The sequence below is a fragment of the Chryseotalea sp. genome, from assembly GCF_057350905.1.
On the sequence record NZ_JBMRCF010000008.1, the window covers coordinates 383657 to 396052 of the forward strand.

A 12396-nucleotide genomic window follows, 5' to 3' on the forward strand; every position below is an offset into this window, starting at 1 on the left:
ATTTGATATTCATTAAAATTTCATTCGCTGAATTCTCACCGCATTCAAAATTGCTAATAATGCGACACCCACATCAGCAAATACAGCTTCCCACATGGTGGCCAATCCTCCTGCGCCAAGTGCCATTACAATTACCTTTACTCCAAAAGCTAAGGCGATGTTTTGCCAAACGATTTGATTAGTTGCTTTTCCGATTTTAATAGCGGTTACAATCTTCGAAGGTTGATCGGTTTGTATGACAATATCAGCGGTTTCAATGGCTGCATCACTACCCAGGCCACCCATTGCTATACCTACATCGCTTAAAGCAAGGACAGGAGCATCGTTAATCCCATCACCAACAAATGCCACAGCTTCTTTCTTACCTTTCTTTATTGCTTCGACTTTTTCAACCTTGTGTTGAGGAAGGAGATCGCCATAGGCTTGGTCTATGCCTAATGATTTGGCTACCTTGTCAGCTACTGTTTGCTTGTCGCCACTGAGCATAATGGTCTTTATCCCCAAAGAGTGCATAAGCTTAATTGCACCTGGGCTATCTTCCTTTACTTCATCAGCGATTGTTAAATATCCGGCAAACGATTTGTCTACCGCCACTGCAACAATTGTATCTGTTACGGCACTAGTATCTTGATCTACTTGAACACCAAACATAGACAAGAGCCTAACGTTACCAGCAAGAACCTCCTTACCCTGTACATTTCCTTTCAGACCATGCCCTTTTATTTCTTCAAGGCTATCAACACCGACCTTATCGAATTTCCCATTCGCATACTCGACAACTGCTTTTGCAACCGGATGATTTGAGTTGGATTCCAATGCTGCCACGAGCGGAATCCATTCTTTTTCACTCATGCCCTTGTTCACAACTTGCTGCACTTTGAAAACACCTTTGGTAAGTGTTCCGGTTTTGTCCATGACTACCGTATCTACACGTGTCATCAGGTCAAGATAGTTGGAACCCTTGAACAATATTCCATTGCGGGAACCAGCTCCAATACCTCCGAAGTAGCCCAGAGGTATAGCAACAACTAGCGCACACGGACAAGAGATAACCAGAAAAATTAGTGCGCGATAAAGCCATTGATCAAACACATATTCCTGCACGAAGAAGAAAGGTAAAAGTGTTAGTGCTACCGCAAGGAATACAACAATGGGTGTATAGACATTGGCAAATCTTCGAATAAACAATTCCGTTTTTGCTTTCCGGCCTGTTGCATTCTGCACCAACTCAAGGATTCGGGCAAGGGAACTTTCGTTGAAGAGTTTTGTGACTTTTAAATCAACTACTTTTGATTCGTTGATCATTCCTGCCAGCACCGTTTCACCTCTTTCTAACGTAGTAGGTTTGCTTTCGCCCGTTAGGGCAGCAGTGTTAAATGAACTTCTCTCACTCAACATTTCTCCATCGAGCGGTACACGTTCGCCAACCTTTATAAAAATAGTTTCACCAACCTTCACTTCAGTTGGGTCGACATTCACAACATTACCATTTCGATAGACAGAAGCTACATCCGGTCTCACATCCATGAGCGCCTTGATACTACGCTTCGCACGGTTTACTGCCGCACTTTGAAATAGTTCTCCTATAGCATAGAAAACCATGACTGCAACACCTTCCGGATACTCACCAATATAGAAAGCTCCAATAGTCGCAATACTCATCAGAATAAACTCCGTGAATACTTCGCCCCGAAATGCATATTTGATTCCTTTTATTAAAACCGGAAGCCCTACAGGAAGGTAAGCAAGGGCATACCATATAAACCGAAACATATTTTCGAACCATGAGGGTTGTATCCAATTGTCCAGTAGCAGACCTGTGGCTAGTAGAATAAAACTCGCGATGGCCGACAGCCATTCTTTATTGATGTCCTTCTCATTTTCTGTTTGGTTGGATTGTTTGTTTTGCAGCACAGTTTTTTGTTCGGGGGTGCAGCAACCATCATCCGATTGAATATTTGTGTGTTGATGTTCAGCCATAAATAAAATTTTAATGAATGAAGAATGAAAGGATACCCGTTAACACCAATGTGATACCTGTTATAATTCCTGCATTGTGTTCAAGGGTATGCCAGTTAAGTTTCAGCAATCCTCTATAGGTTATACTCACCCAAATAACCATACCACCAACAGTTACAACGGTGTACAGTAAAGCAATCAATGACACCAGCCACAATCCACGAGCACCAGCCATTAGAAAATATGCTTCAATTTCAAAGCAGGGTGAAAAGAACATGGCTACGACTAAACTGACTATTACTTTTTTGTCTGAAACAATCTCTTTATGACGGTGCAGGTGAAAGTGTTTATGGGTGTGATGCTGATAAATAAAAAAGACTCCTAATGCGATTAATACAGAAGGTGCAATGTATGCAGTGAAGTAATTCATATTGGCTGCTAACTGAATACCCGCAACACCAATAATAAACCCGATAAGTACGGTACTTAACGCATGTGCCAGTCCAGCAATGAATGTAACCTTCGTTGCCTTATTTACCGACCAGTTTTCCTTTCTGGCAATGGCGAGTACTGGTAACCAATGGTTAGGTATAAGTGCATGGAGCAAACTCAGTGTTAAACTTCCTGCAATGAGTGTTATCATTTATCCGTGCGATAGGGTTTCAAAATAACCTGCAAGTCTTCCGATATTTCCATAGGTCGCAAGGGTGGCACATCGGCACCACCTGTGTTACCCACTGGAATAGTCCCTACAAATGATTTTACCCCACCAACCAGAAGCCTTGGTATTTGCCCAATGATCTCTCTTGTGTCTTTTATCCGAATTCCAAACTTGAGCATGATCCAATGTACTTCGGAATGCTCCATTGGCCAGGGTTGCCCAAGAATGTGCGCCCGTTCCAAGTGCCGCCAAGCTACTTGCAAATTTCCTTTAGATAATTCTCTCTTGTAGTCGTTAAGCTCCTGATGATAATGAACCTTCAAACCATCAGGCATTTTCCAATACAGTTTCATTGCTTTGATTTTATTAATCTAAACCAGTTACGTCTTCTCCAACGATAGAAAATCCAGGCAAACGCCCATACGAATGGTGTCAGCACTCCAGTTTGAATAATTACTTCATCTTGGTAGTTCGTTTGTACATCTGTTTTTTTAGTAAGGGTAATAGTGTGCTTCCAGATTCGAACCATCGAACCATATCCATGATCAATCAATACTTTTGTATTATTCGATGTTGTGCTTGGAATTTCAATTACAATGTGTTGACGTCCGAAGGGAATGTGCCCGAATAGAAACAACGATGTCTCGTAATCTCCATCTATCCATTCCTCCGAAAGAATCTTAGGATTCACTGCCTCAAACTTTAAAATTGGGTTGGCAACATAATGGAGCGTGGACACCTTCTTTACACGGCTCCAGACTTCATCCAGAGGCATATCTAAACAATATTGTAATCTGATCTTCATATTAATGGGCGTGTCCTTCTTCTTCACTATTTTTCATTTTTGAAAGGATGGCATAAGCCCCTTTCACAACAACCTCATTTTCAGAATTCCATCCTTCTGATACGATTACTTCGGTATATCCTAATTCACTATTGCCAACGGTTATCTCCTGCATTAAAAAGTGCTGACCTTCTTCTTTGTGCTCAGCACCTTCTTGCGATTCGTTTGTACTTGTTTCTTCTTCATGCTCATGACCTTCTTTGGTTTTAATGAAAATATATTTCTTCCCCTGGTAATCGATGATAGCTTCATTCGGCAACGCAGATACCGCAGCGCCACCTGTTTCTACAATAGCCTTTAGGTACATGCCTGGCAACAAATCTTTATCTTCCTTATCGATATGACAGTGAATACGAATGGTTCTGTCAGAACTAATCTCCCTTCCGATCAAGTACACAGTAGCCATGCGTTCCGTAATTTCATTGGCAAGCGTAAACCTTACCTTTTGTCCGATTTTAATCTTACGAACATCCTTCTCAAAAATTATCAACTCAGCATGCAAATGCTCTGTATCCACAATCTCAAAGAGTATATCGCTGGGATTCACAAACATGCCAATGTTTACATTTACCTCTGTAACGTAGCCTGTAATTGTTGAATAAATATTTGATGTGCTGGAGATAGTTCCTGTTTCAAGGGTCACAATATCAATATTGATTAGTTTGAGTTTGGCTAATAAACCGTTCTTTTTAGCTAACCAACTTTGATAGGTTGTCTTTGCTTGTTGCAAGGTTTTTTGCGCATTCACATTTTCCTTAGCAAGTTCTTGCTGCCGTTCATAGTCAGCCAGCGCAAAATCAAACTGATTCTTAGCTTCCAAGTAGTCTTGTTGTAGTTGAATGTATTCAGGATTTTCAATTACTGCAATCAATTGCCCCTTGATAACTCTTGAACCTTGGAGCAGCACTGTGCTTTTAAGAAACCCACCTAATGGAGCTGAAACACTTACCAGTTGTTGTGGAGGAACATCGAGTACACCATTAACCTTAATGGTTCCACTGATTTGTTTTTGGTCAACTTTACCGAATTGAATACCTGCGGTCTTTATCTGTTCAGGTGTGAGTTCTACGGTATTCTCCTCTTCATCATGATGCTCCTCGACTGCCGCTTCCGTGGCATTGTTACCACACGAGATCAGCAAGGTTGATATATAGAATAATAGTAAAAGACTTAGTAATTTATAAATGGTTTTCATTTTGTTCTGTTATTTATTGCCCGACAAAAATTCAATGTAAATAATGGACTGATTGTAATCGTTCAGTGTTTGGAGGTGACCTTCTTTTATGGCGATAGCCTTTTGAACACCTAACAAATATTCAGCATACCCAATCTCCCCATTGCTAAAGGCAAGTAATGTTTGCTTTAGAATAAGTTCTGCGTTGGGTAATGCCGAAGTAGTGTAGTATTCCAGACTGTTTTTGTTTTTAGTGTACTCCTGCATGGCTTGCTGGTATTGTCCTTGCAGTGTTTTATGATAGTAATGGTAATTACTCTCTGCTGCTTGTCGGTTGTACTCAGCAGCCTTGACACGCCCCTGCTGCGGAACAAACCATAATGGAATAAAGAGCCCAACTTGAAAGCCGGTGAATCGATCGCTGGAAGAGGCTATTGCCCCTGAACCAGATTCCGTGTCCTGTATGCCAATTAGCGTTTGCGTAAAGAAACCAAGCATGACTTCAGGAGCAGCCTTAGCAGCCTCTACTTTCTTCTCATCCTTTGCGACCTGCATTTGCTGTTGCATGTACCTTGCCGAAGGATTGGCTTGAACGGCTACACTATCCGGTGCATTGCTAAACGAAATTTGGTTCAACTCAGCATCGGTTATGTCTGGCAACTCTTCGCTATTGATGAGTGTTTTCAATTGGTTACGAATCACCAACTGATCAGCCTGATTTTTTGACAGCAAGTTTCTAACTTCATTGCGTTGTGATTCCGCAGTAGCTTGTTCCAGCAAATTAGCTTCGCCTGTTTTATATCTAAGTGATGCAGCTTTCAGAAAACCCCCGTAGATACTATCCTGTTGCTCTAGCAATTTTTGTTTAGCTCTCAGAAAAGCTAACTGGTAATAGACCTGCTTCACCTGAAAAATCAGTTCGTTCTCCGTAGCAGCTTTTTTCAATTCACTGGATGCCACAAGGGATCTGTTCAACGCACCCTGACTACCAAAGGCAGTAAAAGGAATAGTTTGTGTAACCGTCAGGTTATTGTCATTTTTTGCATAACTGTTGTATTGGCCATAGAGCAAAGACACATTTGTTTTCGGAAGATCAAACCCCGTTTTTTTCAAGGCTTTTTGTGACTCTATGTTGTAGCTTGCTGCCTGAACACCTTCATTTTTTTGCAGTGCTGATTCTATAGCCTGTTCGAGTGTAAGCAATTGCTGCGACTTCCCTATCAGGGTCATAAGCAGGAATAGTGTTGCTAAAAAATATTTCTTCATAACTTAAAGATTGGAGTCGCAATAGAGTTTATTGAACAGTACCATTCCTGACGACTTATCGCTTAAATAGAGTGAGGGATAGTAAGATTTAAAAACGGTCTTTACACTTTGAACAAACTTAGGCTTGTCGGTAAAATCCTCCCGAATGGGTTTCATCCAAAGATGCTGAATGGGAGAATCCAAATCCCTACTATAGTAGTAATTTAGCCCACGTCCGGTTTTGTAATGATAGACCCGCTTTGAGTATGTCACCAGACATGAATCGTCCAGTATTTTGTAGTAACCATACGATTTGAAAAAACCCTTGTTTCCAAAAGCCCTGTAGCGGTCTGATCCAATACTGTATCCGGCAAGTGATCCATACTGAATCGTTAGCGTTTCATCAATTCCACTAATCGTCAGCTTAGCATTCGGTGTTTCTTTCAAAGCATCTTTACAATCTTTTACCCGAACAACTTTATAAGGCTTATCCTTAACAAAGGCTTCGTGTGTTGAATACAATTTTACTTCTTTGATTCCCTCTTGTGCCTGAGTGGAAATACCCACAGAAAGCAATACAGGGATTAAAATCAATCTGATTGTTTTCATAGAAATATTAATTTTTTCGAAATAGATATAAAGGCATGGAAGTACGATCAATGTCAACACAGTTGAACTGATCAATCCTCCGATGACAACAGTAGCCAGTGGCTTCTGTACCTCGGCACCCGCGCTGGTGGCCAATGCCATTGGCAAAAAGCCAAGGGATGCAACAGCAGCCGTCATTAACACAGGGCGAAGACGAATTTGAGTGCCCTTTCTTACGATGTCGTATAAGTCAGTAAGCCCTTCTTTCTTCAGCCGATTGAATTCGGCTATAAGCACAATTCCATTAAGTACCGCTACACCAAACAATGCGATGAACCCGATACCTGCCGAAATACTAAACGGCATTCCACGCAACAACAAAGCAAACACTCCTCCAATGGCTGCCATTGGTATAGCCATGAAAATGAGAATGGATTGTTTCAATGAACCGAACGTGAAAAACAGTAAGGTTAAAATCAGCAGAAGAGCAACGGGTACAGCGATCGAAAGCCTTGCCTGTGCTTCTTTCAGATTCTCAAATTGTCCTCCATACGTTGGATAGTATCCTGGAGGAAAATCAATTTGCTTTTCTATTTTTTGCTGAAGCTCCTCTACAATGCTGGCCACATCTCGACCACGAACATTGAACCCTACTATGATTCTGCGCTTGGCATCTTCGCGTTGTATCTGATTGGGGCCAAGTTTAAATTCAACACTGGCAACTTGATCAAGCGGAACTTGATTACCTGTTGGTGTCGTAATAAAAAGATTCTGTACGTTCTCGATGCCCTGACGATTTTCTTTTGTCAGCCGAACTACGAGATCAAAACGCCTCTCGCCTTCGTACACCACGCCCGCACTCTGTCCAGCAAACGCAGTGCTAATGGCTTGGTTAATGGTTTCGATGTCCAGTCCAAATCTGGCCACCTCATCGCGGTCAATATGCACAACAATTTGAGGTAGACCTGTAACTTCTTCAACATACAAGTCACGCGCACCTTCAATACCTGCGGCAATGCCTGCAACTTGTTTTGATAAATCTGTTAGCACGTCAAGATCTTCACCAAATATTTTTACCGCTACATCCTGCCGCACTCCGGAGATTAATTCATTGAAACGCATTTGTATAGGTTGCTGAAATCCAAATGTCACGCCAGGTATTGCCTCCAGTGCTTCCCCCATCTTCTCAGCTAGCTCTTCACGATTATCAGCCTTTTTCCATTCGCTCTTATCTTTCAGAATCACCATCAAATCACACGCTTCAATAGGCATAGGGTCAGTTGGAATTTCTCCTGCACCAATTTTGCCTACTACCTCCTTCACCTCATCCGGGAATTCACGCATCAAAATTTCTCCTGCTTTTAATGAAGCATCAACCGTATGTGTAAGACTACTTCCGGTAAGCACACGGGTTTCGACAGCGAAGTCGCCCTCTTCTAACGTAGGAATAAATTCCCCTCCCATGTTCGCAAATAGAAGCAAACTTCCAATGAAGAGTACAATGGCTATGGCAATCACCAACATTTTTCTTTTCAAGGCTCCATTTATAATGGGGTGATACAGACGCTGAAAGAAGTCCATCATTCTGTCAGAAAAATTACGCTTGTGCTGTGGATTCTTGCTCAGGAAGAGTGCCGACATCATGGGCACATAGGTTAAAGAAAAGATGAAAGCACCGAGTATGGCAAAGCTTACGGTTTGCGCCATTGGCTTGAACATCTTCCCCTCAACGCCCACGAGCGCAAGTATGGGTAGGTAAACGATCAGAATGATAATTTCACCAAAGGCGGCTGAGTTTCTAATCTTGGAAGCAGAATCATATACCTCAATATCCATTTCAGCTTGCGTCATCCTGCGCGATATACTTCTCAGACCAAGTTGGTGCATGGTTGCTTCTACAATAATCACAGCTCCATCTACAATCAAACCAAAATCAATGGCTCCAAGGCTCATCAAATTTCCAGAAACACCAAATGCGTGCATAAGCGAAACTGCAAACAACATGGCCAGTGGAATAACGGAGGCCACAATCAATCCAGCTCTCAGGTTACCCAGGAAAAGCACCAAAACAAAAATGACAATCAAGGCACCTTCAATCAGGTTTTTCTCGACTGTGCCTATGGCACGATCAACCAGATTACTTCGATCTAAAAAGGGTTCAATAACAATACCTTCTGGTAATGTTTTTTTGATTTGCTCCATTCGCTCCTTTACACGTGTAACAACTGCATTGGAGTTTTCGCCTTTCAACATTAAGACAAGTGCGCCTACCACTTCACCCTCATTATTGTAAGTCATGGCTCCATAACGATTTGCGGCTCCGTAACGAACTTCTGCAACATTACGAATCAAAATAGGCAGACCTGCTGATGTATTCTTTACAACAATCTTCCCAATGTCTTCAATAGAACTTATCAACCCTTCACTGCGAATAAACCAGGCGTTTGGCTTCTTATCAATATAAGCTCCACCTGTATTCTGATTGTTCCTTTCAAGAGCGGTAAATACATCTGTGATACTTAGATTATAGCTTCTTAGTTTATCGGGGTCTAAGGCTACTTCATATTGCTTTAAAAAGCCACCGAAGCTACTAACATCTGCAACACCAGGTGTACCGATCAATTGCCTTCTAACAATCCAATCCTGAATGGTTCGGAGTTCAGCAGCATCGTACTTTTCTTCGTACCCTTTCTCTGTGCGAATGAGGTATTGATATATTTCACCAAGGCCGGTTGTGATGGGAGCCATTTCTGGATTTCCAATTCCTGTGGGTATTTGGTTTTGTGCTTCTGCCAAGCGTTCGTTTACCTGCTGCCTTGACCAATACACATCAATCTCGTCATGGAAAACAATCGTGACCACGGAGAGTCCGAAACGTGACATGCTTCGGATTTCTTTTATCTCCGGTATTGTGGCCATTGTTTGCTCTACCGGAAAACTGATAAGCCGCTCTACTTCCTGTGCAGCCAGTGAAGGACTTAGCGTGATAACCTGCACCTGATTATTCGTAATATCTGGTACGGCATCAATGGGCAACTGCGTGAGTGAATACGTTCCCCATCCAGCCAATGCCAGTGTGAGTAAACCAATCACCAGTTTATTTTTTATTGAGTATAGAATGATCTTGTCTAACATAAATGCTATTAGAATTGATAAAGGATGAAATGCCTGATTAAATTCTAAAATGTCTATTGTCGTTCAGAATAGTGAACGATGCCTTGTCTTGCGTATAGCGCAAACTTTAAAATGTAAAAATCAGATTGTCAGAATAACGGGGACGTCATTCCGTAAGGGAAGTATTATGCAAGTTTAGGCGGTTGCCAGATTGCTTTTGCATTATTAAGAAAAGCCTTATCGAAGTACAGCGTTGCTAACTGTGTGTTATGAACCAGGTTTGCAAAAGTAATTTCAGAAGAGTGATTGAGCTGAATATTGGCAGCACAACAGGAGCAAATGCAGAATGGCGTACAATAATCCATTTCACTATCACTATGATTATGGTCGGCCACATTTACAGCGATACTGCTTGTCTTTAACTCATCTGCACACGTTTCCTTATCGCTGCACGGATAAACCGACAGCGCAATAAGGTACATGGCGAAAAGAAAGCGTATTACTCTCACAGTGCAAATCTAAACGAAAAAACAGTGCAATAGGGTTGCAATCATGCTCCATAATTTCACGCAGCCTTAAACATCTCCTCTACCTCTGACAACGAGACTTTGAATCGCTTAGGCATACCAAATATCTTGAAGATAATAAGTACCTGGTTAATACTGTAAAAGTGACCCGTCTTCTTTCCGATCTGGTCTTCATTCTTTTTCACCCATCTCTGAAACGTCAACCAACATACCCCGTAGAAGTCGGCCAGTTGCTTGTGATTGTATGGTCTCAAGACGAAAATTTCTGGTTTGTGTCCGGTTTCCTCGGTTTTTGTAATCTCTCGCTTCATATACTTTGTTTCTATTTTTCCTTGCTGCTTTTGCAATGTTAAGTAATACTTACTAATATTGTCAAGAGATGCTAAACAAATAAATATATGTTGACAAAGAGTGTCGTAGGAAACCAAATTAAAGCTTTAAGACTTGAAAAAGGCCTTTCTCAGGAAGAATTTGGAGCTCCGGTAGATTTGAGCCGTTCAGCAGTATCGCAGATCGAAAGTGGCCAAATGTACCCCTCCCTTGAGTCAATTGATAAGATAGTTAAGTATTACTCAACAAGTTGGGACAACCTAGTAGGACATGCAAAGGGAAAAAGGTCGGCAGAAATGACTGTATCTACCGTCAGAACTTTAGTTACTACTGTAGATAAAACTGGAAGGGATAACATCGTGCTGGTTCCAATTAAAGCACAGGCCGGATACCTGCAAGGAGCGCAGCAACCTGAATACATTGAGCATCTTCCAACCTTCTGGCTTCCTGGTCTGAATCATGGAACGTACCGTGCTTTTGAGGTAAGCGGATACAGCATGTTAGCTGATCGTACAGGATTTTTTCCTGGAGATATTGTGGTTGGTGAATATGTTGAGAGACTGGAAGAAATTAAAGACGGCTTCGTTTACATTTTGGTAAACAATGCCCAGGAGGTTGATAATATAGTACTGAAACGTTGTCTGAACTACCTAGATAAAGGAGGCGTGATTATTTGTAAATCGGATAACAAAGACCCACAGTATCCAACGTTTCCCCTACCTGTTGAGAATATTAAGGAGGTTTGGAAATTCAAAATCAAACTCACCCGCCAAGCACCAGAACCTTCCGGATTGTATGAAAGAATTAATGCACTGGAGGGCGACATGGTGCTGCTAAAGGAACAACTCAAGAAATCTTAGTTATCTGACTTAAATAAGTCCTCCACATCATTAACGGAAACGTTGATTTTCTTTGGTATCCCGAAAAGTTGAAGGATTTTTCGCACTTGGGGCACATGGTAAAAGTGCCCTGTTTTCTTTCCCACTTCCTTTTCCACCTTCTTAATCCAATTCTGGAAGGTCAACCAACTCACACCATACATTTGTGCTAACTGCTTGTGGTTAAGGGGTCTTAAAATAAACACCTCCTCTTTTTTAGTCTCGCTTGCCTCCTTCACTTTCATTTCTTCTGTTTTGGGAGCAATATCGACAGCGACAATAATCACCCTTAAGGCTTTTAAAGGATTGTGAAACATTGTGAATGATTATATACGATTTAACTCCCTGCTGCCTTATAGGCTTTTCGGTGGGACATTCTTGAAATAGAGTTGGATTTTAGTTGAATATTGTTGGATTAAGTTAAAGGGGGTTGATAGGAATACTTTTTAGTAGTAAAAAGCCGGAAATTAAACTGCTTTTAAACTTTTTTGGTAAAGTTGTAGACGTGGGAAGAAATTGTATAACTCTTTACCAGCATTATATAAACCCAAATCCAAGAAAAATCCGTTACATTTGGCAAGCCATGAAAAGCATTCGCTCCATAGCATCTGTTTCACTTACCTTACTGGTGTTCATTTCGTCCACCAGTTTTATGGTGGGTATGCATGTTTGCAGTGGCAAGATTGAGAACATTGCGTTGTTCTCTAAAGCGGAAGGCTGCGAAAAAGAAAGAAACCTTCCTCCTTGCCACCGTCATGAAAAAGCTCCTTGCTGCGATGATGAAGCAATCGTTCACGAAGGCGAGGATTTCAATGCTTCTTACTCAGAAGTAAGCGTCCCTTCAATTTCTTTTGTAGCTCTTGCTTCCCCTGCTATCATTCTTTCAGAGATTATCCCTGTTAATTACTTATCGAAGGTAAAACACTTCAATTACGACACTCCATTGCGAGCGTGTGACCTGACGGTTGCGCACCAGGTTTTCCTGATTTGATTTTCTCTCCCTTTTAAGAGCTATCTGCTCTTTCTATGTCCGTCTTTTAACTAAGCGGCTCCTGATTTTCAATTTCTCTTAAGTT

At 41.5% G+C, this 12396-nt stretch carries 11 protein-coding genes; 2 read left to right on the forward strand and 9 right to left on the reverse strand.

Annotation, left to right across the window (positions count from 1 at the left end; translation table 11 throughout):
• Window positions 1-12: 12 nt before the first annotated feature.
• From ACO1XM_RS10110 to ACO1XM_RS10145, 8 genes are all read right to left on the reverse strand, one after another.
• Window positions 13-1980: a heavy metal translocating P-type ATPase gene (locus ACO1XM_RS10110; protein ID WP_486228481.1), complete on the reverse strand. Its 1968-nt coding sequence runs from the start codon at window positions 1978-1980 to the stop codon at window positions 13-15.
• Window positions 1981-1990: 10 nt separating this feature from the next.
• On the reverse strand, window positions 1991-2602 hold the full coding sequence (locus tag ACO1XM_RS10115; protein WP_486228483.1) for a hypothetical protein: 612 nt from the start codon (window positions 2600-2602) through the stop codon (window positions 1991-1993).
• Entirely contained in the window at window positions 2599-2973 is a 375-nt protein-coding gene (locus ACO1XM_RS10120; RefSeq protein ID WP_486228485.1) for a DUF3703 domain-containing protein, read from the reverse strand. The genes ACO1XM_RS10115 and ACO1XM_RS10120 overlap by 4 nt, the downstream gene beginning before the upstream one ends.
• Complete coding sequence (locus ACO1XM_RS10125; protein WP_486228487.1) at window positions 2970-3452, reverse strand: hypothetical protein; 483 nt, start codon at window positions 3450-3452, stop codon at window positions 2970-2972. Before ACO1XM_RS10125 ends, ACO1XM_RS10120 begins: the two co-directional genes overlap by 4 nt.
• Window positions 3427-4659 (reverse strand): efflux RND transporter periplasmic adaptor subunit, encoded by a 1233-nt coding sequence (locus tag ACO1XM_RS10130; RefSeq protein WP_486228489.1) that lies wholly within the window; start codon window positions 4657-4659, stop codon window positions 3427-3429. Before ACO1XM_RS10130 ends, ACO1XM_RS10125 begins: the two co-directional genes overlap by 26 nt.
• Before the next feature lie 9 nt (window positions 4660-4668).
• Window positions 4669-5904, reverse strand: a complete 1236-nt coding sequence (locus tag ACO1XM_RS10135) for a TolC family protein (protein WP_486228491.1) — start codon at window positions 5902-5904, stop codon at window positions 4669-4671.
• Between the two features lie 3 nt (window positions 5905-5907).
• Complete coding sequence (locus ACO1XM_RS10140) at window positions 5908-9606, reverse strand: efflux RND transporter permease subunit (protein ID WP_486228492.1); 3699 nt, start codon at window positions 9604-9606, stop codon at window positions 5908-5910.
• Between the two features lie 164 nt (window positions 9607-9770).
• Complete coding sequence (locus tag ACO1XM_RS10145; RefSeq protein ID WP_486228494.1) at window positions 9771-10094, reverse strand: DUF6660 family protein; 324 nt, start codon at window positions 10092-10094, stop codon at window positions 9771-9773.
• A gap of 416 nt (window positions 10095-10510) precedes the next feature.
• On the opposite strand from ACO1XM_RS10145, the gene ACO1XM_RS10150 reads away from it, so the two are divergent.
• Window positions 10511-11302, forward strand: a complete 792-nt coding sequence (locus ACO1XM_RS10150; protein WP_486228496.1) for an XRE family transcriptional regulator — start codon at window positions 10511-10513, stop codon at window positions 11300-11302.
• Here the strand turns inward: ACO1XM_RS10150 and ACO1XM_RS10155 are convergent.
• A complete protein-coding gene (locus tag ACO1XM_RS10155) occupies window positions 11299-11637 on the reverse strand; it encodes a hypothetical protein (protein ID WP_486228498.1) in 339 nt (112 codons plus the stop codon). The genes ACO1XM_RS10150 and ACO1XM_RS10155 overlap by 4 nt on opposite strands.
• A 266-nt stretch (window positions 11638-11903) precedes the next feature.
• On the opposite strand from ACO1XM_RS10155, the gene ACO1XM_RS10160 reads away from it, so the two are divergent.
• The gene (locus ACO1XM_RS10160; RefSeq protein ID WP_486228500.1) at window positions 11904-12311 is read left to right on the forward strand and encodes an HYC_CC_PP family protein; all 408 of its coding nucleotides are present in this window, start codon (window positions 11904-11906) and stop codon (window positions 12309-12311) included.
• The last annotated feature ends 85 nt before the right edge of the window (window positions 12312-12396 follow it).

What these genes read in the sequence shown, in the direction of transcription:
- ACO1XM_RS10140 (WP_486228492.1), bottom strand. Translation starts at nt 9,606, where the DNA reads ATGTTAGACAAGATCATTCTATACTCAATAAAAAATAAACTGGTGATT.
- ACO1XM_RS10110 (WP_486228481.1), bottom strand. Translation starts at nt 1,980, where the DNA reads ATGGCTGAACATCAACACACAAATATTCAATCGGATGATGGTTGCTGC.
- ACO1XM_RS10120 (WP_486228485.1), bottom strand. Translation starts at nt 2,973, where the DNA reads ATGAAACTGTATTGGAAAATGCCTGATGGTTTGAAGGTTCATTATCAT.
- ACO1XM_RS10150 (WP_486228496.1), top strand. Translation starts at nt 10,511, where the DNA reads ATGTTGACAAAGAGTGTCGTAGGAAACCAAATTAAAGCTTTAAGACTT.
- ACO1XM_RS10130 (WP_486228489.1), bottom strand. Translation starts at nt 4,659, where the DNA reads ATGAAAACCATTTATAAATTACTAAGTCTTTTACTATTATTCTATATA.
- ACO1XM_RS10155 (WP_486228498.1), bottom strand. Translation starts at nt 11,637, where the DNA reads ATGTTTCACAATCCTTTAAAAGCCTTAAGGGTGATTATTGTCGCTGTC.
- ACO1XM_RS10160 (WP_486228500.1), top strand. Translation starts at nt 11,904, where the DNA reads ATGAAAAGCATTCGCTCCATAGCATCTGTTTCACTTACCTTACTGGTG.
- ACO1XM_RS10135 (WP_486228491.1), bottom strand. Translation starts at nt 5,904, where the DNA reads ATGAAGAAATATTTTTTAGCAACACTATTCCTGCTTATGACCCTGATA.
- ACO1XM_RS10115 (WP_486228483.1), bottom strand. Translation starts at nt 2,602, where the DNA reads ATGATAACACTCATTGCAGGAAGTTTAACACTGAGTTTGCTCCATGCA.